This is a genomic window from Gluconacetobacter liquefaciens (assembly GCF_003350405.1).
Classification (GTDB): Bacteria; Pseudomonadota; Alphaproteobacteria; order Acetobacterales; family Acetobacteraceae; genus Gluconacetobacter; species Gluconacetobacter liquefaciens.
Genome location: NZ_QQAW01000001.1, coordinates 66440 through 90639, shown reverse-complemented (window position 1 = coordinate 90639; position 24200 = coordinate 66440). Strand labels below are relative to the sequence as shown.

Annotated in this window: 22 protein-coding genes, 1 tRNA gene and 1 riboswitch; of the genes, 9 read left to right on the top strand and 14 right to left on the bottom strand. The window is 65.6% G+C overall.

The features are described 5' to 3' along the window. Positions 1–70: 70 nt before the first annotated feature. The 3 genes from C7453_RS00400 to C7453_RS00390 all read left to right on the top strand — a co-directional run bounded on the left by C7453_RS00400 (position 71) and on the right by C7453_RS00390 (position 3443). Positions 71–334: a hypothetical protein gene (locus tag C7453_RS00400; protein WP_114725030.1), complete on the top strand. Its 264-nt coding sequence runs from the start codon at positions 71–73 to the stop codon at positions 332–334. A 69-nt stretch (positions 335–403) separates the two neighbouring features. Then, a complete protein-coding gene (purU, locus tag C7453_RS00395) occupies positions 404–1285 on the top strand; it encodes a formyltetrahydrofolate deformylase (protein ID WP_114725028.1) in 882 nt (293 codons plus the stop codon). Between the two features lie 205 nt (positions 1286–1490). Next, positions 1491–3443 (top strand): putative bifunctional diguanylate cyclase/phosphodiesterase, encoded by a 1953-nt coding sequence (locus C7453_RS00390; RefSeq protein WP_245948660.1) that lies wholly within the window; start codon positions 1491–1493, stop codon positions 3441–3443. Positions 3444–3543: 100 nt separating this feature from the next. On the opposite strand, the gene C7453_RS00385 is transcribed toward C7453_RS00390, so the two are convergent. Beyond that, on the bottom strand, positions 3544–4458 hold the full coding sequence (locus C7453_RS00385) for a helix-turn-helix domain-containing protein (RefSeq protein WP_114725024.1): 915 nt from the start codon (positions 4456–4458) through the stop codon (positions 3544–3546). Between the two features lie 186 nt (positions 4459–4644). Here C7453_RS00385 and C7453_RS00380 point away from each other — a divergent pair, with 186 nt between their 5' ends. Then, positions 4645–5541 carry a DMT family transporter gene (locus C7453_RS00380; RefSeq protein ID WP_114725022.1) on the top strand — a complete coding sequence of 299 codons (897 nt, stop codon included), beginning with the start codon at positions 4645–4647 and terminating at the stop codon, positions 5539–5541. A gap of 91 nt (positions 5542–5632) precedes the next feature. Here the strand turns inward: C7453_RS00380 and C7453_RS00375 are convergent, their stop codons facing one another. The 5 genes from C7453_RS00375 to C7453_RS00355 all read right to left on the bottom strand — a co-directional run bounded on the left by C7453_RS00375 (position 5633) and on the right by C7453_RS00355 (position 10896). Beyond that, a complete protein-coding gene (locus C7453_RS00375; protein ID WP_114725020.1) occupies positions 5633–6232 on the bottom strand; it encodes an IMPACT family protein in 600 nt (199 codons plus the stop codon). Next, complete coding sequence (gene radA / locus C7453_RS00370) at positions 6229–7632, bottom strand: DNA repair protein RadA (protein ID WP_114725929.1); 1404 nt, start codon at positions 7630–7632, stop codon at positions 6229–6231. The genes C7453_RS00375 and radA overlap by 4 nt, the downstream gene beginning before the upstream one ends. Before the next feature lie 128 nt (positions 7633–7760). Then, positions 7761–8552: an ABC transporter ATP-binding protein gene (locus tag C7453_RS00365; RefSeq protein ID WP_114725018.1), complete on the bottom strand. Its 792-nt coding sequence runs from the start codon at positions 8550–8552 to the stop codon at positions 7761–7763. After that, positions 8549–9334 (bottom strand): MlaE family ABC transporter permease, encoded by a 786-nt coding sequence (locus tag C7453_RS00360; protein ID WP_114725016.1) that lies wholly within the window; start codon positions 9332–9334, stop codon positions 8549–8551. Before C7453_RS00360 ends, C7453_RS00365 begins: the two co-directional genes overlap by 4 nt. Before the next feature lie 305 nt (positions 9335–9639). After that, a complete protein-coding gene (locus C7453_RS00355; protein WP_114725927.1) occupies positions 9640–10896 on the bottom strand; it encodes a multidrug effflux MFS transporter in 1257 nt (418 codons plus the stop codon). Positions 10897–11086: 190 nt separating this feature from the next. Here C7453_RS00355 and C7453_RS00350 point away from each other — a divergent pair, with 190 nt between their 5' ends. Beyond that, a complete protein-coding gene (locus tag C7453_RS00350; protein ID WP_114725014.1) occupies positions 11087–11329 on the top strand; it encodes a DUF3297 family protein in 243 nt (80 codons plus the stop codon). A 97-nt stretch (positions 11330–11426) separates the two neighbouring features. Further along, positions 11427–12683, top strand: coding sequence for an NAD(P)/FAD-dependent oxidoreductase (locus C7453_RS00345; protein WP_114725012.1), 1257 nt, complete (start codon positions 11427–11429; stop codon positions 12681–12683). A gap of 119 nt (positions 12684–12802) precedes the next feature. On the opposite strand, the gene C7453_RS00340 is transcribed toward C7453_RS00345, so the two are convergent. The 7 genes from C7453_RS00340 to C7453_RS00310 form a co-directional block, all read right to left on the bottom strand. After that, positions 12803–15394, bottom strand: coding sequence for an MMPL family transporter (locus tag C7453_RS00340; RefSeq protein WP_114725010.1), 2592 nt, complete (start codon positions 15392–15394; stop codon positions 12803–12805). Between the two features lie 246 nt (positions 15395–15640). Then, a complete protein-coding gene (locus C7453_RS00335) occupies positions 15641–16645 on the bottom strand; it encodes a lysylphosphatidylglycerol synthase domain-containing protein (RefSeq protein WP_114725008.1) in 1005 nt (334 codons plus the stop codon). A 68-nt stretch (positions 16646–16713) separates the two neighbouring features. Further along, a complete protein-coding gene (gene ribH, locus C7453_RS00330) occupies positions 16714–17196 on the bottom strand; it encodes a 6,7-dimethyl-8-ribityllumazine synthase (RefSeq protein WP_114725006.1) in 483 nt (160 codons plus the stop codon). 10 nt (positions 17197–17206) lie between these two features. Continuing rightward, positions 17207–18457: a 3,4-dihydroxy-2-butanone-4-phosphate synthase gene (gene ribB, locus C7453_RS00325; protein ID WP_114725004.1), complete on the bottom strand. Its 1251-nt coding sequence runs from the start codon at positions 18455–18457 to the stop codon at positions 17207–17209. Beyond that, positions 18457–19074 carry a riboflavin synthase gene (locus C7453_RS00320; protein WP_114725002.1) on the bottom strand — a complete coding sequence of 206 codons (618 nt, stop codon included), beginning with the start codon at positions 19072–19074 and terminating at the stop codon, positions 18457–18459. The genes ribB and C7453_RS00320 overlap by 1 nt, the downstream gene beginning before the upstream one ends. Then, positions 19056–20084: a bifunctional diaminohydroxyphosphoribosylaminopyrimidine deaminase/5-amino-6-(5-phosphoribosylamino)uracil reductase RibD gene (ribD, locus tag C7453_RS00315; RefSeq protein WP_245948737.1), complete on the bottom strand. Its 1029-nt coding sequence runs from the start codon at positions 20082–20084 to the stop codon at positions 19056–19058. Before ribD ends, C7453_RS00320 begins: the two co-directional genes overlap by 19 nt. A gap of 152 nt (positions 20085–20236) precedes the next feature. After that, a riboswitch (FMN riboswitch) is annotated at positions 20237–20409 on the bottom strand. A 96-nt stretch (positions 20410–20505) separates the two neighbouring features. Then, complete coding sequence (locus tag C7453_RS00310; RefSeq protein ID WP_114724998.1) at positions 20506–20712, bottom strand: entericidin A/B family lipoprotein; 207 nt, start codon at positions 20710–20712, stop codon at positions 20506–20508. 110 nt (positions 20713–20822) lie between these two features. Between C7453_RS00310 and C7453_RS00305 the strand changes: the two genes are divergently transcribed. Together C7453_RS00305 and C7453_RS00300 are read left to right on the top strand one after the other, a co-directional pair. Next, complete coding sequence (locus C7453_RS00305; protein ID WP_114724996.1) at positions 20823–21977, top strand: serine hydrolase domain-containing protein; 1155 nt, start codon at positions 20823–20825, stop codon at positions 21975–21977. A gap of 116 nt (positions 21978–22093) precedes the next feature. Further along, entirely contained in the window at positions 22094–22588 is a 495-nt protein-coding gene (locus tag C7453_RS00300) for a PaaI family thioesterase (protein ID WP_114724994.1), read from the top strand. A 76-nt stretch (positions 22589–22664) separates the two neighbouring features. On the opposite strand, the gene C7453_RS00295 is transcribed toward C7453_RS00300, so the two are convergent. Further along, positions 22665–23552, bottom strand: a complete 888-nt coding sequence (locus tag C7453_RS00295; RefSeq protein WP_245948658.1) for a S1/P1 nuclease — start codon at positions 23550–23552, stop codon at positions 22665–22667. Between the two features lie 214 nt (positions 23553–23766). Here C7453_RS00295 and C7453_RS00290 point away from each other — a divergent pair. Then, positions 23767–23843 (top strand) — tRNA-Arg (locus tag C7453_RS00290). Positions 23844–24200 lie beyond the last annotated feature (357 nt).

Here is a 24200-nt window from a genome sequence, read left to right as displayed (position 1 = left end):
TTCCGATGCAACCGAAACCACTTGCCCGGTGCCGCCATACGGCCCAGCTTCACTGTCGGGAGAAAGGCCGATGTCTCATAATTACGCAACGCCCATGACGCCGGAGCGACGCCTGGCCCGCCTGCTGTTGCGCATCCCCGAAGACCGCATCGTGCGGATCGAACGCCTGCCGGATGCTGGGCAGGCCGCCCGCTGGCGGGCCGCGATCGGCGAGGCGGGTAGTGGCGATTGCCCGGCAGACCGATGGAGCGCGCCGTTCGATACGATGGCCGATGCGCTGGAAGCCGCATGGCGGGCCGTGCGACCGCCGGCGGAACGCAACCGGGGGGCTTGAGTTCCAGGGAGCGGCCCCTATGGTATCGGACGCGCGTTTTCAGGAGCTTCTGTTGGTGGATTGTCCGGCATGACTGATCATCGGGCGCAGGGGCCGACAACGTGGACACTCACTCTGTCCTGCCCCAATCGGCCGGGCATCGTGGCGGCGATCGCCACGACCCTGTACGAAGCCGATGGCAATATCATCGAGGCCCAGCAGTTCGACGATACCGAAAGCGGCGTGTTCTTCATGCGCGTCGTCTTCACCGGCCCGGCCGATGCCGAGCGTACCCAATGGCTGCGGGCGCGGCTCGATGCCGTGGCGTCGCGCTTCCGCATGAACTGGACGCTGCATGACCGCGCGGTGCGCCGCCGGGTCCTGCTGATGGTCTCGAAATTCGACCACTGCCTGGTCGATCTGCTCTATCGCTGGCGCATCGGCGAACTGCCGATGATCCCGACCGCGATCGTCGCGAATCATCCGCGCGAGACCTACGCCCATATCGACATGGGGGGCATCCCCTTCCACTATCTGCCGGTCACGCGCGACAACAAGGCGGAACAGGAAGAAGAATTATGGAGCCTCGTGCAGCGGACCAATTCGGAACTGGTCGTGCTGGCCCGCTACATGCAGGTGCTGTCGGATTCCCTGTCCGCGCGGCTGTCAGGCCAGTGCATCAATATCCATCATTCCTTCCTGCCGGGCTTCAAGGGTGCGCGTCCGTACCATCAGGCCCATGCGCGCGGGGTGAAACTGATCGGCGCCACGGCCCATTATGTGACGGCGGATCTCGATGAAGGGCCGATCATCGAACAGGATGTCGAACGTGTCAGCCACAGCGACACGCCTGATGATCTGGTGCGCAAGGGGCGTGATATCGAACGGCGCGTCCTCTCGCGCGCCGTGCGCTGCCATCTGGACGACCGGGTGATCCTGAATGGCAGCAAGACGGTCGTATTTGGAGATTGATCGCGTTTCCCCGCAGATCGAGCGGCCGAGGGTATATTTTCTTAATTCTTTTTTGGTGTCATTTCCTGGGCTCTATTGTCGCGACATGGTGCGGAAGGCATTGAGGCATGCATAGACGATTTGGGTTTTTCCTTGTTTTTTGACAGAGATCTGAATCGGATGGCTGGCCGTCATGTTGCGGTTCCGGGTTACGGAATGCGCGCGCGTGTCTGAACATTTCGTCTGCCTTCTCGACCCGGCGGAGCGCGTCACGTCCTGGAGTCGGGAAGCCGAGCGGCTGACCGGGCATACTGCCGATGATGTGGTCGGCAGCCCCTTTTCCGGCCTGTTCCTTGTTTCTCCTCCCGCTTCGGCAGCCGCTACCCACGCGCCGGGCGGCCATGTGGGGGTATTCGTCCGTCAGGACGGGGTGCATCTGTGTGTTCGCGTCCGCCGCCACGCCCTGTCCGGCAGGCGGGCGGATATCGATGTGCCGGTGACGGTCGCCATCGCGCAGGATGATCCGGACGCGGCAAGCCAGGGGGGTGCAGAACTGTACGGGGCGTTGGACGCGCTGCCGGACGGGATCGCCCTGTTCGGCGCCGATGAGGGCCTACTGCATTATAATATGCGCTTCGATGCCCTGATCGGTCGGGTAGAGGATGGGTTGAAGCCTGGCGCCCCCGCCCGAACGATTCTCGCCGCGCTGACCTGCACGGAATGGACCACGGAAGAGACTGCCCGGCCCATCGTGCCCAAAGGCTGGTCGACCGAAATCCTGCGGCTCGGGCGTACGCTGGCCCTCTCCTGGATCAGCTTGCAGGATGGGCGCTTCCTGTTGCTGTGCCGCGATGTCACCGACCTGCGGCGGCTGGAAAATCGCACACGTTTTCTCGAACAGCACGACGACCTTACCGGCCTGGCCAACCTCCAGGGGCTGCGACTGCAACTGGGCACGTTGTGCGAACGGGCATCGGGATCGTTCGCGGTTCTCTATTTCGACCTGTTCGGGTTCAAGCGCATCAATGATTCGATGGGCCACGCGGCGGGTGACGAATTGCTGCGGATCGCAGCCCTGCGGGTGCGGCGCACGGTGGGGGTCGGAGACACCGCCGCCCATATCCGGGGCAACAAGTTCGCGCTGATTCTGCGCTCCGAACAGGGCGACCAGGCGATCCGCCGGTTTGCCCGGATGCTGCGCAGCGTCCTCTCCCGCCCCATGTCGGTCTTCAAACATGAAGTGACGGTGGGCGTCGCGATCGGGGTCGTGCGTTTTCCGACCGATGGCGACGATCGCGACACACTGATGTCCAAGGCCGATGTCGCGCTTCATTGTGCCAAGGGTGGCATCGATGACGGGATCTGTTTCTACGACCCCGAACGCGACAGCCTGCGTCAGCGGCGTATGGATCTGGAGCGCGATCTGCATCACGCGCTGGCCAGGGACGAATTCATACTATTGTACCAGCCGTTCCTGAATGTCCGCAGTGGCCGCATCGTCGGGGTGGAAGCCCTGATCCGCTGGCGACATCCGAAACAGGGCCTGATTCCTCCAGGCGATTTCATCCCGGTTGCCGAGCGGATGGGCCTGATGCACGAGATCGGTGCCTGGACGCTGGAGACGGCATGCCGGCAGGCGAAGGACTGGCCGGATGATATCATGGTCTCGGTCAACGTCTCGGCGGCGCAGTTCCGACACGATGGCCTGATCGACAATGTGGAAGCGGCCCTGCAACGTACGGGCTGCCCGCCCTCGCGCCTGGAACTGGAAATTACCGAAACCGCGATGATCGACGACGTGCCCAGGGCCGCCTGCGTCCTGAAGCGTCTGCGCGAGCAGGGAATACAGATCGCGCTGGACGATTTCGGAACCGGCTATTCCTCGCTCAGCTTCCTGCACAGCCTGCCGTTCACGCGGATCAAGATCGACCGCAGCTTCGTCAACGATCTTCATGGGGGGGAGGGCGATGGCGCGGCAATCATCCGGGCGATTACCGGCCTGTGCGGAAGCCTGAATGTCGTCGCCACCGCCGAGGGGGTCGAGACGCAGGAACAGTTCGATTACCTGAAGGGCATCAATTGTTCTGAAATCCAGGGCTTCCTGATCAGCCGCCCCTGTCCGGCAGAAGAAATCGGCCCGTTTGTCGAAAAGATCAACCGGCCCGATCTGCCCCGCTGACCATCCGGTCACCCAGAGCATTTCCACCGGAAACCGGTTCGGTAGAAATGCTCCAGTTTATTGTTTTTACGAGCCTCTTCCCCTGTTTGAATGCACGCATTCAAACAGGTTCTGCTCTAGCGGCCGGTTCGGGCCGCACGCCACAATGGCGTTGGTAATCGCTGGGTGTCAGCCCGGTCTGCGCACGGAAACGGGCGGTGAGGTGGCTATGGCTGCTGAATCCGCACAGTTCGGCAATCCGCGCCAGCGATGCGCCGTGGCGCAGCAACTGCTGGGCGCGTTCGATCCGCAGACGGGTCAGGAACTGATGCGGCGTTTCGCCATGCGTCTGGCGAAACGCCCGCGCGAAATGAAAGCTGCTGAGCCCCGCCGCGCCCGCCAGGTCGTCCAGGCAGAGCGGCCGCTCCATCCGCGCGTCGATCAGCGCCCGCACCCGGCGGGACGCCGCCTGCGACAGTCCGCCCCGGCGCGGTATGTCCGGCCTGCGATCGGTCATGTGCGCCAGCAGATAGGCCATCAGTTCCATTCCGGCCTGCGTGACGGCCACCCTGTCCGCCGGCAGGGTCCAATGCCGGGACAGGATCATCGCGCGGACCTGCGCCTCGATCCGTGGATCGCGAAAATAGGCGTCCTCCCGCAGGGTGACACGGGCAGGGTCCATGTCGAACAGTTCGACCGTTGCGCGATCGAAGGCTTGTGGAACGATATAGAGATGAAACATCCGGATCGGTCCGGACACATCCCAGTCGCTGGTCGATCGCGCGGGCATCAGGCACAGGTCGCCCGCACCGTTGCTGCATTTCCAGCTATTGCCCAGACGTTTGCGAAACCCTTCGCCATGTTCCAGATACAGGCTCAGCGTATGGTGGTTGGGCGTGTCGTATCGGGTCTGGGCGATCTCGTCGCGATCCCACACCGCGACGGCCAACCCGTGGCCGACATGGGCCGCCGAGCGCAGGGTGGCGCCGGTCGCATGCAGGGTGCGGACAATCGTCAGGTCGGCCAGTGCGGTCATGATGGACAAGGGCAGGGAGCGGAAGGTGAACGGATCGGACGGCCGGGGCCGCCCTCCCGACTATAGACCGCGATCGACGGCCACGCGCCACGCCGCAATGCAGGAAAGCGCAGGATTCTGACAGCTGCCCCCGCGCGGCAAGCCAGGTGTCCCGATAGGATGACGGTCTTTCGAAGAGGGAACCGCATGCTCGGCCTGCTGTTTTTGTGTGTCGTGGTCATCTGGGGCACCACCTGGTTCGCCATTCATGTGCAGGTCGGCGTCACCGTGCCGGGCACGGCGATCTTCTGGCGGTTCATGATCGCGTCGGCCGCGATGGGCGCATGGCTGTACCTGTCCGGCCGGCTCCGCCGGGTTCCATGGCGCACGCATCTCTGGCTCGCCCCGATGGGGGCATGCATGTTTTCATGCAATTTCCTGGCGATCTACAGGTCCGAGATCACTCTGGCCAGCGGTACCGTCTCGGTCATCTTCAGCGTGGCAACCCTGTTCAATACACTGAATCAGTGGCTGTTCTTCCGCCTGCGTCCCAGCGTGCGCAGCATTGCCGGCGGCTGTATCGCCATCGGCGGCGTCGCCTGCCTCACCGGTATGGGCGGGGTTGCCGGCATCTCGCAGACCGGCGCGGCCCTGGCGTTGACGGGAACCTTCCTGTTCTCCTGCGGCAATATCCTGTCGCGCCGGGTGGCGATGGCGGGGGTGGACCTGCCCAACGCGGTCTATCGCGGCATGCTCTGGGGCTGCGCGGTGCTGGCGGTCTCGCAGGTGGCACGCGGGGAGTCGCTGGCGGGATCGACCGATCCGGCCTGGATCGCGGCCCTGCTGTATCTCGCCCTGCCCGGGTCGGTCGTCGCCTTCTTGGCCTATCTGCATCTGGTGCACCTTATCGGCGCCGATCGTGCGGCCTATACCACCATCCTGTCCCCGGTCGTGGCCCTGCTGATCTCGATCCTGTTCGAGGGCACGCACTGGACGGCGGGTATGACGCTGGGGGTCGGGCTGGTGCTGGCGGGTAATCTCGTTACCTTTGCCCGGATCGACAGTGTTCGTTCTTTTTTGCAAAAAAGAACCAAAAAACTCTGATTCGTTCAGGAGTTTTGTGCTGGGGACACGCAACGTCCCCAAACGATCAAGAGTCTTTTTGCTTCTTTTTCTTCAGAAAAAGAAGACTGCTTCACACCACCACCCGAGGAACCGACTGCCCCCGCGTCAGGTCGGCAATCCGGCCAATGGCGTTCTCCACGTCTCCTTCAGGCACGGCAATCACCATCTGCGCCCCCTCCGCGTCGAATGCCTCGTCCTCCACCACCGCATCCAGCGCGGGCAGGCGTGCCTGAAGCAGCGCCAGATCACCAAAGCCGCAATGAAAGGTCAGGCGCGTCCGCCGCACGATCGGCACGCGCGGCGCCAGACGCAGGCATTCCGCCGCCGTGCCGCCATAGGCGCGCACCAGCCCGCCCGCACCCAGCTTGATGCCGCCGAACCAGCGGGTGACCACCACCACCACACTGTCAAAACCCTGCCCGTCGATCACCTGCAAAATCGGCCGGCCGGCCGTGCCGCCCGGTTCGCCATCGTCATCGCTGCGGTAATCCTGCCCGATGCGATAGGCCCAGCAATTATGCGTGGCGTCCAGGTCCGACACGGCGCGGACAAAGGCCAGGGCGTCGGCTGGCGTCGTCACGGGTGCCGCCTGAGCCAGAAACAGGCTTTTGCGCACGTCGCGTTCCAGTCGGGCGGGCTCGGCCAGCATCACCAGGCCGTCGGCGCTCATGCCTCCTCGCTATCCGCGCCGCCGAACAGGGTCACCAGGTCGCCCAGATGGCCGATTTCATTCAATTGCAGCCCCTCGGGCGCGACCAGCCGCGTATTGCCGCGCGCGATGCGCCGGGGCAGGAAGGCGGCATCGAAACCCAGCTTCTGGGCCTCCTTCAACCGCGCATCGACCTGCGCCACCTGCCGGATCTCGCCGGACAGGCCGATCTCGCCAAAATAGACGGCCCCGGCATGGGTGGGCTTGCCGGTGGCGGCCGAAACCAGCGCCGCCGCCACCGCCAGATCGGCCGCCGGTTCCAGCACGCGCAGGCCGCCCGCAATGTTCAGATGCACGTCCATGCCATGCAGCTTCAGCCCGCACCGGGCCTCCAGCACCGCCAGCAGCATGTTCAGGCGCGACGTATCCCAGCCCACCACGGCGCGGCGCGGCGCGGAATCGCCCGATTTGGGCGAGAGCAGCGCCTGCACCTCCAGCAGCACCGGCCGCGTGCCCTCGATCCCGGCAAACACGGCCGAGCCCGCGATATTCCCCCGCCGTTCGGCCAGGAACAGCGCCGAGGGGTTCGGCACCTCGACCAGCCCCTGATCGGTCATGGCAAAGACGCCGATCTCGTCGGTCGCGCCGAACCGGTTCTTGGCGGCCCGCAGGATACGGAACTGGTGGCCGCGATCGCCCTCGAAATACATCACCGCATCGACCATGTGCTCCAGCACGCGCGGCCCGGCCAGCGCACCCTCCTTGGTCACATGCCCCACCAGGATCAGGCTGAATCCCCGCTGCTTGGCCAGTCGGATCAGTTCAAACGCGGTGGCCCGCACCTGGCTGACGGTGCCGGGCGCGCTCTCGACCGATTCCAGCCACATGGTCTGGATCGAATCGATCACCACCAGCGCAATATCGGGCTCGCTTTCCAGCGTCCCGGCAATGTCGGTCACGTTGATGGCGGCGGCAATCTCCAGCCCCGGCGCATCCAGCCCCAGCCGGCGCGCGCGCAGGCGGATCTGGTCCACCGCTTCTTCGCCCGAGATATATTTCACCCGTCGGCCGGCGGCCGCCAGCGCGCAGGCGGCCTGAAGCAGCAACGTCGATTTGCCGATGCCAGGGTCCCCGCCCACCAGCACGACCGAGGCCGGCACCAGCCCCCCGCCCAGCACGCGGTCCAGTTCGGCCATCCGCGTGCCGATGCGCGGCGGCGGCTCGGCCGTGCCCGCCAGGCTGACGAACGCGACCTTGGCCCCCCGGCCGCGACGCGGCGCGGTGCCCCCGGTGGCGGCGGGCTCGGCGGCTTCCTCGACGATGCTGTTCCACGCGCCGCAGCTTTCGCACCGACCGGCCCATTTGGGAAAGACGGCGCCGCAGGACTGGCAGACGTAATGGACGGAAGGACGGCGGGCCACGGTGACTCCGGGAAGGATAAGGGAAGCCTGTTCTTTTTTGAAAAAAAGAACCAAAAAACTTTGATTCGTTCAGGGGCCTTGGGCTGGGGACTTGTGGTGTCCCTGAACGGATGAAAGTCTTTTTGCGTTCACCGCCGCAATTCCATGCTGATCGGCCCTTCGCGCCGCCCATGGGTAAACTGGTCCACCATGGGGTTCCCGCTGTTCAGCAGCGAGGTCGCCGGGCCCTGCCAGATCAGCTTGCCCTTGTACAGCATCGCCGCCTGGTCGCCGATCCGCTGGGCCGAGGCCATGTCGTGGGTAATCGCAATCGCAGTCGATCCCAGCTTGCGCACGCAATCCACGATCAGCCCGTCGATCACCGCGCCCATGATCGGGTCCAGCCCGGTGGTGGGCTCGTCGAAGAACAGGATGTCGGGCTGCCCGGCAATGGCGCGGGCCAGGCCCACGCGCTTCTGCATCCCGCCCGAAAGCTCCGAAGGCGACAGCGCACCCACCGAGGGGTCCAGCCCCACCTGTTCCAGCACCCGGCCGGCCGTGGCGCGGGCTTCGGCCCGGCTGGGGCGCTTGCCATGCCGCCGCCCGGCGGCCAGCAGCCCGAAGGCGACATTTTCCCATACGCTGAGACTGTCGAACAGCGCCCCGTTCTGGAACAGCATGCCGATCGTCTCGATCACCGCTTCCCGCCGCCGGGTCGGCAGCGACAGCACATCCACACCGTCGATCTCGATCGTCCCGGCATCGGCCGGAATCAACCCGAGGATACAGCGCAGCAGCACGGACTTGCCGCTCCCCGATCCGCCGATGATCACCATCGAGGTACCAGGCATGACATCGAGGTCGATCCCGTCGAGAACGACCTTCGGCCCAAACGCCTTGCGCAGGCCGCGAATACGGATCTTGGGCGTAGTCTGGGTCATTGCGAGAAGAACACGTCGGTCAGGAGGTAGTCGGATGCCAGCAGCAGGATCGAGGCCGCCACCACCGCCGCCGTGGTGGCCGATCCCACGCCCTGCGCGCCCCCACGGCTGGTATAGCCATGGTAGCAGCCCATCAGCGTGATCAGGAAGCCGAACACCGCCGCCTTGGCTAGGCCCACGGTCACGTCGATCGTTTTCACCGCCGTGAAGGTGGCGGCGATATAGGCCGGCGCCGAGAAATCGAGCTTCACGACCGACACCACGAAACCGCCCAGCACGCCCAGGATATCGGCCACCAGCACCAGGCAGGGCAGGGCGATCGTCCCGGCCAGCAGGCGGGGCGTGACCAGATATTTCATCGGGTTGGTCGAAAGGGTCGTCAGCGCGTCGATCTGGTCGGTCACGCGCATGGTGCCGATTTCGGCCGCCATGGCCGCGCCCACCCGCCCGGCCACCATCAGCCCGGCCAGCACCGGCCCCAGTTCACGGGTCACCGCCAACACGACGATGCCGGCAATCGCGCCCTGGGCATGGTACTGCGCGAAGCCGGTATAGGATTGCAGCGCGATCACCCCGCCCGAGAACAGGGCGGTCAGCGCCACCACCGGCAACGAGAAAAAGCCGATCTCGATCAGCGCGCCGAAGAAGATCCGCCAGTAGAAGGGCGGCCGCACCAGGTGCGACAGCGCGGCAACGCCGAACAGGGTCAGGGCACCGGCGGTCCGGACCAGATTCAAGGCGGCCCGTCCGAGCGCCGCGATGAAATCGAGCACGGCGTTCACGCGAGGCGTAACCGGCCTGTCGGCCGGGCAACATGGGCGGAGCGATCCATCATACCTCCTGCCGTAGCGCGGCAGGGCCGGCGCGTCAAAGGAAGGGAAGATGAGGCGACCCTCCAAAAAAAACGGCGCCCCGAAGTGCGCCGCCGTAGTCTAGGGAGGAAACGTCCATGAAGCGCGTAACAGTGCTGCTTCGACTCTATCTCATGATCGTGAAGACGCCCCGAGTCAAGAAAATTGTGCGATGCAATATATCGTCGCGCGTGCCCGCCCGCATTCCCGCTCCGGCGCATCATGCCCCAGCGAGATCATATTTCGGCGGCGGCATGCTGCCGGTGCCACAGCATGCAGGCCAGCATGCCGGCGACGCCGCCCGCCATCGTGGCCGCCACCGGCACGGCACTGGTCAGCGGCAGGTAGCCCAGCAGCACCCCGCTGAGCGATCCGATGGTGAATTGCAGGGTGCCCAGTAGGGCCGAGGCGCTGCCGGCATGGTGCCCATGCCGGGTAAAGGCCAGCACGGTGGCATTGGGGTTGACGAAACCCAGCGATCCGGTGACCAGCCCGACCATGGCGCAGACCAGCAGCGGGTGTCGCGGCCCGGCAAGCCCGGCGACGGACAGGGTCAGGAACAGCCCGGCCGACAGCGTAATCGCCACCACGCCGCGCTGCATCAGCACATGCGGCGCCACCCGGTGGACCAGCCGGCCATTGATCTGGGCACCGGCGATGAACAGCGCGGCATTCATGCCGAAGAACAGCCCGAATTGCTGCGGCGTGAAGGACAGGATCTGTTCGAACAGGATCGGCGCGCTGGCGAGGTAGGCAAACATCACGAAGGCCGAGAACCCCAGCAGCAGCGCCGCCGAGAGAAACATCGGCTCCCGGGCGATGCCGACATAGCGCCACAGTACGGTCGAGGCCGATAGCGCAATCCGCCGCTCGCGCGGCAGTGTGTCCGGCAGGGTCCAGGCAATGGCGATCACCCCAGCCATGCCGTAGAGCGTCCCGAACCAGAAGATCCAGCGCCAGTGGCCCACCGACAGCACCAGGCTGCCCAGGCTGGGGGCCAGGATCGGCATCAGGCCGAACACCAGGGTCAGTTGCGCCATGATCCGCGCGCCCTGGGCGCCGGTGGCGATGTCGCGCACGATGGCACGCGGCACCACCACGCTGGCCGACCCGCCCAACGCGCCCAGAAACCGCCAGACGCAGAACATGTGATAATCGGTCGAGAGCGCGCACCCGGCCGAAGCGATGCTGAACAGCGTCAGCCCGCCCAGCAGCGGCACCCGCCGCCCCAGCCGGTCGGACAGCGGCCCCTGTGAAAACTGTCCGATCGCGAGCCCGGCGAACCACGCAGCCAGCGTGATCTGTGCCGAGCCGGGCCCGCCGCCCAGTTCGCTGTCCACGGCGGGAAAGGCCGGAAGGTACATGTCGGTCGCCAGCGGCCCGATCGCCGTCACCAACCCCAGAAGGATCACCAGCCAGGCGGGCAGCGAACCAACGGGAATGCGGTGGCGATAGGCCAGTGCGGACGTGGAGGGAGAACTGGAAAACGACATGGGACCGCGCCGTGAATCCGAATAACGAAAGGGACCGTATGTCACGGTTTCCGCGCCATCTGTCCATTGCATTCGGCGGGCGTGATGCCGCACCGGCACATGGCAGATGCGCGCCCGTGGTTGGATTGGCGGCCCGGACCCGCTATGTCACCACCCCATTACCGAACGTCTCCAGCAAAGGTCCCCTCCGATGAGTGACACGCCCCCCGATCGCCTGTGCGCCAATGCCGAAAGCCCGTTCCATAACGCTGCCCTGCTGGAGCGCGGGATCGGCGTGCGCTTCAAGGGCGTCGAGAAGACGAATGTCGAGGAATATTGCATCAGCGAGGGCTGGGTCCGCCTGGCCGTCGGCCGGACGACGGATCGGCGCGGCAATCCGATGACGATCAAGCTCCAGGGCCCGGTCGAAGTCTGGTTCAAGGACGCGGAGTAATCCGGCCGCCCGGCTGACCTCCGAAATTCGCCTACGAATTTCGGAAACGGGCCATTAGGATCGTCCTCCATACGAATACCAGCGTAAGGAGACACCCATGGCCCCGACCCAGACGGATATTCCCGACAGCGACCGCTTCACCGTCGTCATCGTCGGCGGCGGGGCGGCGGGCCTGACGGTCGCCGCACGCCTGCGGCGCGCGCGGCCCAATCTGTCGATCGCGGTCATCGACCCCGCCACCACCCATGCCTACCAGCCGGGGTGGACGCTGGTGGGGGCCGGCGTCATGTCCCTGAAGGATACATTGCGGCAGGAAGGCGGGCTGATCCCCAAGGGCGTACGCTGGCTGCGGGCCACCGTCGCGTCCTTCACTCCGGAAGAAAACGCCGTCACCCTGACCGATGGCCGGCGTATCGGCTATCGCCGCCTGGTGGTCTGCCCCGGCCTGCAACTGGACTGGGGCAAGATCGACGGCCTAACGGAGACGCTGGGCCGCAACGGCGTGTGCAGCAATTACTCCCGCGATACGGTCGAATATACCTGGGCCTGCATTCAGTCGCTCAAGGGCGGAACGGCGCTGTTCACCCAGCCGCCGATGCCCATCAAATGTGCCGGCGCCCCGCAGAAAATCGCCTATCTGGCGTCCGACTACTGGCGGCGCGAGGGTGTGCTGAGCCGCATGAAGGTCGAATTCGACGTGGCGGGCGATGCGTTGTTCGGGGTCAAATATTTCGTGCCCTCGCTACAGGATGCCATCGATTATTACGGCATCGACCTGCAACTGAAGCATAATCTGGTGGCGGTGGATGGGCCGAAGCGGCAGGCGACCTTCGCCGTCACCGCGCCCGATGGCAGCAGCAGCATGGTTACGCGCGGTTTCGACATGCTGCACGTCACCCCGCCGCAGAGCGCGCCCGATTTCATCAAGTCCAGCCCGCTGGTCAACACCGCCGGCTGGCTGGATATCGATGCCACGACCCTGCGCCATGTGCGTTTCGACACCGTGTTCGGCCTGGGCGACGTCATCGGCACCAGCAATGCCAAGACGGCCGCCGCCGCCCGCGCCCAGGCGCCGGTAGTGGTCGAAAACCTGCTGGCCTCGCTCGATGGTCGCCCGCTGGCCGGTGCCTATGACGGGTACGGTGCCTGCCCGCTGACGGTGTCCTACGGGCGCGTGGTGCTGGCGGAATTCCTCTATGGCGGCGTGCCGGCCCCCAGCTTCCATTACGACCAGCGCAAGCCCAGCCGCTTCGCCTGGGTCCTCAAGACCAAAGTGTTCCCGCAGCTTTACTGGAACATGATGCTGACCGGCCGCGACGTGCATCTGCCGCACAAGCCCATCAAGGATATCTGAAGCCCCCGGCGGCCATCCCAACTCCCCGATCATCGCCAGACGATTGGGTTTCCAAAGGGCCGCCGCCCTTTGGTGAATCAAGGGCAAAGCCCTGGCGGGAGATATCGGCGAGGTCGGCCTTACCGCTCGTCGATCGCCCGCTTGGGCAGCAGCGCCGGCACGAAGATCAGCGTAGCGAGCAGGGTGCAGGCCAGCGACAGCAGCAGCAGCCGGCCCATGCTGGCCGTGCCCGGATGGTGCGATGCCGCCAGCGAGCCGAAGGCGGTGCTGGTCGTCAGTGCCGAGAACAGCACCGCCCGCGCCGTCGGGCTGGAGAGCGGTGCGCGCACCCCCGCCCGCCAGTTCATGACGAAATAGATGTTGAACGACACCCCCACGCCCAGCAGCAGGGGCAGGGCGATGATGTTCGCGAAATTGAGCTGCTCCGGCACCATGACGATCAGGATCACCGTCATCAAGGCCGAAAGCAGCAGCGGCGCCAGCACCAGCGCCATGTCCAGCACCCGGCGCAAAGCCACCAGCAGGATCACAGCGATCATGCCGATGGCCGACAGCGCCGCGAAGACGAAGGCGTGGACCATGGTGGCGGCGCTTTCCACCACTTCCACCGCCGGCCCGCCGGCATCGGGCGCCACGCTGGTGATTTCGTTCACATAGCGGCGCAACTCGCTATTGCTGTCCATGCCCGCCTTGGGATGGACCGAGACGATGGCCCGGCCATCGGGTAGCAGATAATCACGCCGGATCGACGGCGGTACATCATCTTGGGTCACGGCGTGGGCGCCCAGCATCTGGCGCAACTGGTCCAACTGTCCGGGCAGGAAGCGGACCAGCGCGGTATTCGCCGCCATCAGCCGTTCGTCGGGCGCGTGCGACAGCCGGTCCAGCGCCGCCTGTATGCGGCGTAGCGGGTCATGCGGGTCCAGCCGGTCCAGCACGGCGCCCAGGTCATGCGCCGATTTGGCGGCCGAGGCACGCAGGGCGGCGGCATCCGGCGCCGGGCGCGGATTGGGCACCACCAGCGTCGGCAGCAGGATCGAGGCCGCATCCTGGATCATCGCCAGCTTGGGCGTCTGGTCGGCGGGCACCAGCGTGCCCAGCCACATCGCATCGTCCACCAGCGGCAGGCTGGCCAGCCGGTCGGCCTGCAGCTGGGCTTGCTTCAGGTCGGGCACCAGCACCTCCGCGCCATAGGGCGAGGATTGCGGGTCCTTCATCAGCAGCTTCAGCGTGCGCATCCCTTCCGACTTCGGGTCCTTGGTATGCAGCGGGTCGGCATCGAAGGTCAGCACCGGGATCAGCGCCGCCCCCAGTACTGCCAGAAAGGTAAAGACGCTGAGAATCTGCGTGCGATACAGGCGCACCGCACGGTCCGCCGGCCTGGCGAAGGCAAAGCCCGCCACCTGCTGGTCCAGCGGCGGATGGAACACAAGCAGCAGTGCGGGCAGCAGCGTGACGGTGCAGATAAAGGCGATCAGCATGCCGAAGCCGGCGATCAGCCCAAGCTGCGCCACACCGACGAAGGCGGTGGGCGTAAAGGCCAGAAAGCCGGCCATCGTCGCCATGGCCGCTACCAGGATCTGGTGGCCCGTTTCCTCCCCCGTATGTTCCAGCGCCGTCCGGATCGGCGGAATCTGGCCCGAGGGCAGGCGCTGGGCGCGGAAACGTACAGAGAACTGGATCGCGAAATCGACCGCGATGCCCACGAACAGCACGGCAAACGCCACCGAGATCAGGTTCAGCGTCCCGACCGCAAGGGCCGCGAACCCGGTGGTCAGCACCAGTCCCGCGACCAGCGTCACCACGATCGGCACGATAATCCGCCAGCTCCGCACCGCCAGGAACAGCCACAGCGTCACCAGCACCAGCGACCCCACAAGCCCCGCCACCATGCCCTGGGCCACGGTGGCAAACTCCTCGTCACTGATCTGCACATCACCGGTAATATGGACCCGCGCATGGCCCGAGCGCACGAATTCCAGCCCTGCGATCGCCTTGTGCATCGCGTCGCTGGCTTCGCCTCCCGGCTGGAACGATCCGTAATCCAGGCTCGGCCGGGTTACGACGAAGACGTATTTGCCCGCCAGGTCGGCCAGGCTGCCAGCCAGCAGCCGCTCCCACGACAGGGGCTGGGGCGTGCCGTCGGCGGCCTGTTCCAGCGTGTCGGCAAAGCCGGTCAGCGCCGGCTGGAAAGATTTCAGGTCCGCCTGGCCCTGCGACACCCCAAGGGCGATCAGCGACAGCGCGTCGAACAGCCCGCGCCCCGACGGGTCGGCCGCCAGGCCGCCCAGAAAGGGTTGCGCCGTCACGGTCGTATCGAGCACCGAAGACAGGTTCTTCTGGTCCAGAAACAGCAGCCCGTTGCGCACCAGATAAGGATCGTCCTGCGGGATGGTCACCGACAGAAAATGCTTGTCATGCTGTAGCCGCGCGGCCAGTTCGCGCGCCGTGACCATGGCCTCTTCCGGCAGGTCGGCGTCGATGACCGCCACCATCTGGTCCTGGTTCTGGGGGAACAGGCGCGCCAGTTGGTCCGACCGCTGCTTCCACGGCAGGGTGGAGGAAAACATCGTCCCGGTGTCGGTCGTGACCCCCAGCCGTTTCATGCTGCACATAACCGCCCCCCCGACGAGCAGCGCGAACAGCACCAGTGTGAGCACGGCATGGCGGGAACAGAACGCCACAAGGCGACCGATCGGAATGGACGGCATGATTCGTAATTCAGCCCTTGAGGTACGAAAGGCGCGGCTGCAACGAAGGCAATGCCACGCGATGGGGGATCGTTTGACCCATGATGATAACCGGATGCAAGGCGCATGTTCGGCATGCCGCCTTGCCTGTCAACGCGGAGGAAGTCGTTTCGGTGTGTACCACACCCGCCGAAGGGAAGAAAAAACAGTATTTTAAGACAGACTGTGTCCTGCCTGCCGCGTCAGGCGCACATCCCATGGGCCTCATCAGTGGCCGGGCAGGCCTACGCCGTGGTCCAGCTTGCGGCTCGGCCCTCGCCAGTGCGTTTCCATCCACTGCCAGCCGGCGAGTGCGGGCAGCCCCCAGGCGATCTCCCGCAGCCGCTTGATCAGCGACAACCCGATGGAGACCGCCGGCGGCAGGCCGCACAGGCTGCCGACCAGGATGAACCCGCCTTCCGACACGCCCAGAGCGCCCGGCACGGCGAACCCGACCGACTTGGCCGCCTGTCCCACGCTTTCGATCACGAAACCGTGGGCGAGCGACCGGTCATGGCCCATGAAATGCAGGATCAGACAAACTTCGACCGCACCGAGGGACCATGCGACAAGCTGGCAGAAACCGGCCCGGATCGCGTGGCCGGGTGCCGTGTACAGCCCCATGATCTCGCTATGCAGGCCACGGATGCTCTCCACCCCCGTCCAGCCCAGATGGGCCGCGATGCGCACCAGCAGCCGCTCGACGACCGAAACCGCGCCCAGGCACTGGCTGCCGAGGCACACCGCCCCCAGCACCAGCGCCACCCCCGCGCTCTCCACCAGTTCGTCCGTCACGGATGACCGCTTGACCAGGCACAGCAGCACCGCCAGCCCCAGCAGGGTAAAGATCACCTGGCTCAGCAGTTCGATCGTCAGGTCGCAGATCGTCGCCGCTGCCGCCCGGCGCAGGCCGGGCCCGCGCCGTGCCAGCAGCCGGGCCGAGATCACTTCCCCCCCAACCTGGGCAACCGGCAGCAGATTGTTCACGCCCTCGCGCACGCAGCGCAGCGCCACATAATCCCGCAGCTTCAGTTCGGGTTCATCCTGTCCGGCAATGACCTGCCAGGACCGGGCGGAGAGCAGGACCTGAATGGCATGAAACACGATCGCGGCCAGGATTCCCCAGCCGCCGACCATGACCAGATGCAGGATGGCGTGTACGCCGAAGCGGGAAAGCAGCCAGAGCGTGAGCGCCATGCCGAACAATCCGGCGGCCAAAGTCACCAGCTTCATTCCGTGCTCCCGCGTTCCGGCCCAGCCAGACCCAGCGCCGGCCTCCGCCAGCGTGCAGAAGTAGCGTATCAGTCCTTGATTTTGCGTATCAAGGCCAGACTTTCCACACAGGCGGCCGCGGCCTCGCGCCCCTTGTTATGTTCGTCATGGCGCGAGCGCAGAACGGCCTGCTCGTCGGTGTAGGTCGTCAGCACGCCAAAGGCCACCGGCACTTCGGTCGCCAGCGACGCCTGCATCAGTCCCACTGCGGTGCCGAGGCTGATGAATTCGAAATGGGCGGTATCGCCCTTGATCACGCAACCCAGGCAGATCACGCCTTCGTACCGCCCGGTGCGGGCCAGGGTCTGGGCCAGCAGCGGCAGTTCATAGGCGCCGGGGGCGTACAGCAGATCCTCGTCAGCAACGGTGATTCCATGCTCGCCCAGCCATTCCAGGGCGCCGTCACGCAGGCCGTGGGTCACGGTTTCGTTGAAGCGGCTCACCACCAGCGCCAGGCGCGGCGGCCTGGCGAAGGTGAGGTCGGGCGAGGTCGTGGGCTTGTTGGTGCTCATGGTCGGTCTTTCACTCCGCTACTGCGTCGATCGCGGCAAAAAGCTGGTGCCCCATGCGGGTGCGCTTGGCATCCAGATAGGCGCGGTTGAAGGGGTTGGGTGCAATTTCCAGCGGCACGCGCTCGCGCACGGCAAAGCCATGCTGCTCCATCGCCGTGACCTTGGCCGGGTTGTTGGTCATCAGGTCCAGTGTCCGCACGCCCAGCGCGCGTAGGATCGCCCCGGCCGCCGTCCAGTCGCGGGCGTCGGTCTCGAACCCCAGCCGGTGGTTGGCATCCACCGTGTCCAGCCCACGGTCCTGCAAGGCATAGGCGCGGATCTTGTTGGCTAGGCCGATGCCCCGCCCTTCATGCCCGCGCAGATACAGCAGCACGCCGCTTTCCGCCGTGCCGATGCGCGCCAGCGCGGCCTGAAGCTGGGCGCCGCAATCGCAGCGCAGCGACCCCAGCGCATCGCCGGTCACGCATTCCGAATGCAGCCGCACCAGCGGCACCGCGCCGGGCTTTGCGGGGTCGCCCTTCACCAGGGCGACATGCTCCGTCCCGTCGGCGGCGCGAAAGGCGTGGATCACCAGGTCCTCGCCGCCATAAATGCTGGGCAGCGCGGCCTGGGCGACCTTCTCGATCCGCGGTTCGGGCACGGCGGCGGCGGCGACCTCGCAGGCGCGCAGCCAGTCCACCAGTTCCGCGATCGACAGGATCGGCAGCTTGTGGCGCTCGGCATAGGGGTGCAGGTCGTCCATCCGCGCCATCGACCCGTCCTCGTTCATGATCTCGCAGATCACGGCGGCGGGCGTCCGGCCCGCCAGGCGTGCCAGTTCGATCGAGGCTTCGGTGTGGCCGTTGCGCGCCAGCACGCCGCCCGGCACGGCGCGCAGCGGAAAGATATGGCCGGGCGAGACCAGATCGGCCGGGCCGGCACCTGGTGCGACCGCCACCTGGATGGTCCGGGCCCGGTCGGCGGCGGAAATACCGGTATCCACGCCCTCCCGCGCCTCGATCGAAACCGTAAAGGCGGTCTCGCGCGGGCAGGTATTCACCCGCGTCATCATCGGCAGGCCGAGTTGCTCGACCAGTCCGGCCTCCAGCGGCAGGCACACCAGGCCGCGCGCATGCGTGACCATGAAATTGATCGCGGCAGGCGTGACCAGATCGGCGGCCATCACCAGGTCGCCTTCGTTTTCCCGATCCTCGTCATCGACCAGGATCACCATGCCGCCCGCGCGGATCGCCTCGATCGCGGTCCGCAGGCGCGGGCCCATTACCGGTACTGACATAGTGTCTCCACATATTTGGCAATCACATCCACCTCGACATTCACCGCGTCGCCGGGGGCCAGCGTGCCCAGACTGGTATGGGTCCAGGTATGTGGGATGATCATCAGGGCCACAGGAAATTCGTCCGGCCCGGCACCTGCCGTTCCGGTCTCGCCGATCTCGTTCAGCGTCAGGCTGATGCCGTCCAGGGTGATCGACCCCTTTTCGACCAGATAGCGGCGCAGCGCGGTGGGAATGGCAAAGACCACCCGCCGCGCCTCGCCGGCCGGCTCCACCGCCAGCAGGCGCCCGGTGCCGTCCACATGCCCCTGCACGATATGGCCCGACAGCCGGGTGGCCGGGGTGACGGCCCGCTCCAGGTTCACCCGCCCCCCCTCGGCCAGGCGGCCCAGGCTGGTCCGGTCCAGCGTCTCGATGCTGATGAAGAAGGACGCATGACCCGCCTCGTCGAATTCGGTGACGGTCAGACACACGCCGTTCACCGCAATGCTCTCGCCCATCGACAGGTCGCCGATGCCGGTGGCGATCGCGACATGCAGCGCGCGGTCGCCGCGCCGGGCCTGCGTGACGGTGCCCAGATGCTCTATGATGCCGGAAAACATGCTTCCCCTTCAGGCGCCGTCAGCACGGCCGCCAGTTCCGGGAACAGCCGCAGCGGCGTGTCCGTCCCCGTGCGAACGGCCACATCCAGCCGTTCGGTTCCATCCGGGCCGACCCCGATGGTCAGCCAGTCATCCCACAGCCCCGCCGCACGCAGCGCCGCCAGCAGGCCGGGCCCGGCCTCGACCATGGCCCACAGCACGCCGGCCGCGCCCAGCATCTCGGGCAGGCAGGTGATGTCATCGCAGATCCGTACGTCGAACCCGCGCGCGACCGCGTTCGCGCGCCAGTCCGCCGGCACCCGGCCATTCCGGTCGCACACGACCAGCAGCCGGGGCACGCGGCCCGCATGATCGGCCACCCGGCGCACATCCAGTCCCGGCCGGTCGGCCAGTACCGTGCCGACGCCGGTCACGATCGCATCGGTCGCCCGGCGCAGAAGGTGCGCCAGCGTCAGCGCGGTGTCCGAGGTAAAGGTGGTCCGCCCGGCGGGCGGGATCATGGAGCCGGCGGCATCCACCGCCTGCTTTACGGTCAGCCACGCCCGCCCGGTTCGCGACCAGTGGGCGAACGGCGCGATCAGCGCCCGGCACGCGGCAGCTAGGTCCACGCCCTGGTCCAGCACCTGCACGGCACAGCCGCCGGCGCGCAGCCGGTCGATGCCTCCGCCGGCAACGCGCGGATTGGGGTCGGCCACGCCCACCCAAACGGTGCGGATCGGCGAGGCCAGAATGGCTTCCGAGCACGGGCCGGTGCGGCCGGTATGGTTGCAGGGTTCCAGCGTTACGACCGCGATGGCGGCGCGTGCCATCAGCCCCAGTTCGGCGCATTGGCGTAGTGCCAGCGCTTCGGCATGCGGCATGCCCGCACGGTGATGGGCGGCGACGGTCAGGATATCGCCATGACGGTCCAGGATGGCGCAGCCTACGGGGGGATTGGGGGCCGTCGCACCGACGAAGCGCGCGGCCTCGTCGATCGCGGCGCGAAAAGCCAGTGCAATGGGGGAGGGCAAGGCCACGGACGCAACGCGACCGGTCGGGGTACGCCCCGTTTCCTCGGATTCCGCATTGACCGCACACATAGCCAAAACCAATGGTCCCATCCAGCGGACGGACCCGGGGCGCATCAACCCGACGACGCGTCACGAATGGCGCGCCTTGCGAGCGTCGTTCTCTCTCATCCGGACTATGACCGTCGGCTCCGGAATCACACCGGATCTGCTGTCCCCCCCCCCGGCCATAAGGCCAGATGGGCGCTCGCGGGCTTATGCGCTGCCGGCATGATGACCGGGCGCAATTACCGCCGGTGGGGATTTTCACCCCGCCCCGAGAACGTCAATTTAGCCGGCTACAGGAGCCGGCACGCCAATACTATTGGGCAAGGGTCCGCAGGAATGCAAGAGGCATGCCTGCGGACCCTTGCCCAATCGAGGATTATCGTTCGGACGCGCCGGTCGAGCGGGTTATCGCATTCTGCGATGCACTGGCTCCCCGCGACACGTTATGCCCGACCGAGCTGACATCCTGGCCGGCGCCGCGCACCGTATTGCAGGCCGACAGTCCGGCCGACAGGCCCAGCATCGCGACAACCAGCAGGGCCGTGCGGGCGATGCCCGACGTCGGGAAATGTGAATGGTCCATGGAAGCCTCCATCAAGGATTGATATTACTCAAGAAACTCCAATCACGGCCCAGAGTTCCCAACAGCTCTCGGCCCGTTACCCTGTTGGCGGATGGGAGCATGCCGAAACAATGAGACATTCCGGACGACGGACGATCCTGCGGACGATGCTGGCAGCCGGTGGGGCAGGGCTGACCGCCGCATGCGCCACCCCGCCCCCTCGGCGGTTCGCCGCAGTCGACCGGCTGGTGGAACGCGCGATCGCGGTGGGCCAAACCCCCGGCGCCGTGGTGGTGGTCGCCCATGGTGGAATGGTCGTGCATCATCGGGCTTACGGGCACCGCGCGCTGCAACCGCATGCCGAACCGCTGGACGAGACGACGGTCTTCGACATGGCGTCGCTGACCAAGCCGGTGGTGACCAGCGTGGCCGTCATGCAGTTTTTCGAGGCGGGCGCCTTCCGGCTGGATGATCCCGTCTGCCGCTATCTTCCGGACTTCGCACGCAACGGCAAAACGTCCATCACCATCCGCCATCTGCTGACCCATTATTCGGGCCTGCCGCCCGACCTCGACCTGTCCACACCATGGCAGGGCAAGGCGGAAGCGGTGCGCCGCGTCATGGACACCCGCCCCGATCACCCGGCCGGCGAGCGTTTCGTCTACAGCGACATCAATTTCATCACGCTGGGGTTGCTGGTCGAGCACCTGTCGCATCAGAGTCTCGCCCAGTATGAGCACACCTGCATCCTCTCTCCACTGGGGATGACACGGTCACGTTTCCTCCCCCCTCCCTCCTGGTACCCCACCATTGCCCCCACCCAGTTCGATGAGCACGGTGTGATGTTGCGCGGCATCGTTCATGACCCCACGGCCCGCCGCATGGGTGGCGTGGCAGGTCATGCAGGGCTGTTTTCCGACGCCGCCGACATGGCGGTCTACGCGCAAGCCCTGCTGGACCGTCGAGCCGGCCGCCCCAGCGCCTTTCCCCTGAAACCCGAAACCCTGCTCCTGATGACCACCCCCCAGCAACCGGTAGGCAAGGACGATTGGCGGGGCCTGGGCTGGGATATCCGCACACACTATTCCTCGCCTCGGGGCGATGTATTTCCAATGGGCTCATTCGGCCACACCGGCTTTACCGGCACTTCGTTATGGATGGATCCGGTCAGCGACAGTTTCGTGCTGATCCTGACCAACCGGGTGCATCCCTCGGGTGGTCATAGCGTCGTAAGTCTCCGTCACGATGTCGCGACAGCAGCCGGCCGCGCCCTGCAAGTGCCCTGACGACGGCTTGCCTGACACCATATTCCAGCCCTGTACGCCGACGCATTCAGACTTTTTGACGGAGAATTTCCGATGGATTCAGTCTTTGCCATCCAGCCCGTTCCGGCAGGTCATGCATGACTGTCATCCCCCAGTCTGCGGAGGATGCCCTGCCGCCCCCGCCCGGCTTCGTTCCTCTGCCGGAAACCCTGGCCAGCAGTTACAATCTGGCAGGCGGCGGTTTTCTGGTCGCGCAGGAAGCGGGCGCGTTGATCGGCGGCTTCCGCGTGACCGCCGCTTGCTGCAATCGGGCTGGTTTCTGTCACGGGGGCAAACTGGCAACTGTCTGCGATGTCTTCTTGGCGCTGGCAGTCGTCTTTCGGGAGGATCTGCGCGATGATTTCCTGCCCACCGTATCGTTGACAATGGATTTCATGGCGCCGGTAGCCCGGGGTGCCTGGGCCGAATTGCAGGCGGACACGTTGCGCATCACCCGCAGCCTGGTTTTCGCGCAAGGGCTTGTAACGGTGGACGGTATTCCGGCCGCGCGGGCCAGTGCCGTCTATCATCGCACGCCGCCTGCCCGTGACAGCACGCATTCTATGGGCGCTGCCTTGCGGGCCATTCTGTAATTAGGATAGCGATCCGGATTTGGGGGCGTTTTAGGTTGAAGCAACCTGAAACGCCCGCGTTTTTGCGAACGGTTGGTTAGCGAGCCGCGGCGAACGTTGCCGGGTCGAGTGCGCGATTGAGTAGCAGGGCCAGGCGAACCCCCGCCTTCTTCAACTGTTCCGTGACCACGCCGCGGGCCATGGCGTCATATCCAGGCGGCAAGGCCATGGGGGCTGCATCCTGCTGGCATCCAGGGGGCGAGCCGATGCTGTATGCGTCCGTGCGGGCAAGTTCGAAACTCTGCTGGACCCATGCCTTCGGGTCGCCCTGTTCCCATTCCTGCTTCTGGCTCGTCGTGATTTCGTGGAACAGCCGTTCTGCCAAGTGCTGCGCGTTCGGGTCGACTTCGGACACTGCCACGGTGTCCCAATAGCTGTGCAGATTCACGGTGCGTGGACCGCCTAGTGCCAGACGCACGCAATTGCCGCCTTTGTCATGATTGTCGGCAGCGTGCAGCGGCTGGTGCATGTCCGCCACGAAATGAACGACGTATTTCAGCGCCAGCGCGCGTTCATCCGGGCTGGTCTCCTTGTCGGCGAGTTCATGGTCGAAGGCGTCCAGACGGTCGATGACGCAGTCCTTAATCGGTCCGGTGCTGGCAGGTACCGATGAGGTGGGAAAGCCATGACAGGCCGCTGCCAGATCCGGGTGGTCGATTTCGATATCGACGAAATGCCATTCACCGGTCTCGGGATGTGTGCGGCGCCAGACATCCGCCCAGATCGACCGCGACATCAGGTCCGGCCCCGTGATCGTATCGTGGTCGCTGGCAAGGATCGCGTCGACTGCGTGCCGGGTGGTGGGTGTCAGGTAGTTCCAGGCCAGAGCGGCGACCACCTGGTGGCCTTCAACGCCCCATGCGCCGGCTTTCTGCGGCCCGGCCAGAAGCCCCAGCAGCAACGATGCTGCCCCGATGACGACCATGCTTGCGCGCCTGCCGTTTCTCCGCATTTGATCGGCCATGCCGCCCCCCTTCGTTGTTTTTACTCATCCGGTCCCCGGAGCCGGAAGTCGACCGTAATCTGCCATGCCGGCCCGCCCTCTGGAACCATTCCCGGATCGTTGTCATGGAGATGAAAAAAATCTCTCGAAGGGGGTTGTCGTTTCCCGACCTCTCGGTTAAACAGCGCTCCACGACGCACCCGTAGCTCAATTGGATAGAGCACCAGACTACGAATCTGGGGGTTAGAGGTTCGAGTCCTTTCGGGTGCGCCATTCTCCATCTACAATTTTTCGAAATTGACGGTTCTGGCCGCTGAGCCTGTTCGCGTCTCCGGACTCAATCCGGACTCATTCGAAACACCATGCCAGCAGGATCAGGCGTAGCTTTTTCCTGCAATTTCGCGGGTGCAGAAATTTGCCCTTGGCGCGGTCCGGCCCCCAGGGGCGGCTAGAGATCGAACACCCCCCACCGCCATGCTCATCCTTTCGGCCCTGCTGTTTGATTGCTTTGATTGTTTTCAAACGCGGCCCAAAAAATCTGCGCGTGAGCCTGGTGCGGTTGGCCCCCCGAAGGGCGGATCAAGATTTGACCTCCCCCCTTAGATCCATGCCTGCGCTAGGTATGCGTTT

Coding starts and splice junctions, on each gene's coding strand:
- C7453_RS00300 (WP_114724994.1), top strand. CDS start 22,094: ATGACTGTCATCCCCCAGTCTGCGGAGGATGCCCTGCCGCCCCCGCCC.
- C7453_RS00355 (WP_114725927.1), bottom strand. CDS start 10,896: ATGTCGTTTTCCAGTTCTCCCTCCACGTCCGCACTGGCCTATCGCCAC.
- ribH (WP_114725006.1), bottom strand. CDS start 17,196: ATGAGCACCAACAAGCCCACGACCTCGCCCGACCTCACCTTCGCCAGG.
- C7453_RS00340 (WP_114725010.1), bottom strand. CDS start 15,394: ATGCCGTCCATTCCGATCGGTCGCCTTGTGGCGTTCTGTTCCCGCCAT.
- C7453_RS00310 (WP_114724998.1), bottom strand. CDS start 20,712: ATGGACCATTCACATTTCCCGACGTCGGGCATCGCCCGCACGGCCCTG.
- C7453_RS00350 (WP_114725014.1), top strand. CDS start 11,087: ATGAGTGACACGCCCCCCGATCGCCTGTGCGCCAATGCCGAAAGCCCG.
- C7453_RS00365 (WP_114725018.1), bottom strand. CDS start 8,552: ATGACCCAGACTACGCCCAAGATCCGTATTCGCGGCCTGCGCAAGGCG.
- C7453_RS00375 (WP_114725020.1), bottom strand. CDS start 6,232: ATGAGCGCCGACGGCCTGGTGATGCTGGCCGAGCCCGCCCGACTGGAA.
- ribB (WP_114725004.1), bottom strand. CDS start 18,457: ATGGGCCCGCGCCTGCGGACCGCGATCGAGGCGATCCGCGCGGGCGGC.
- C7453_RS00320 (WP_114725002.1), bottom strand. CDS start 19,074: ATGTTTTCCGGCATCATAGAGCATCTGGGCACCGTCACGCAGGCCCGG.
- C7453_RS00400 (WP_114725030.1), top strand. CDS start 71: ATGTCTCATAATTACGCAACGCCCATGACGCCGGAGCGACGCCTGGCC.
- C7453_RS00380 (WP_114725022.1), top strand. CDS start 4,645: ATGCTCGGCCTGCTGTTTTTGTGTGTCGTGGTCATCTGGGGCACCACC.
- purU (WP_114725028.1), top strand. CDS start 404: ATGACTGATCATCGGGCGCAGGGGCCGACAACGTGGACACTCACTCTG.
- C7453_RS00335 (WP_114725008.1), bottom strand. CDS start 16,645: ATGAAGCTGGTGACTTTGGCCGCCGGATTGTTCGGCATGGCGCTCACG.
- C7453_RS00385 (WP_114725024.1), bottom strand. CDS start 4,458: ATGACCGCACTGGCCGACCTGACGATTGTCCGCACCCTGCATGCGACC.
- C7453_RS00305 (WP_114724996.1), top strand. CDS start 20,823: ATGAGACATTCCGGACGACGGACGATCCTGCGGACGATGCTGGCAGCC.
- C7453_RS00295 (WP_245948658.1), bottom strand. CDS start 23,552: ATGGTCGTCATCGGGGCAGCATCGTTGCTGCTGGGGCTTCTGGCCGGG.
- C7453_RS00345 (WP_114725012.1), top strand. CDS start 11,427: ATGGCCCCGACCCAGACGGATATTCCCGACAGCGACCGCTTCACCGTC.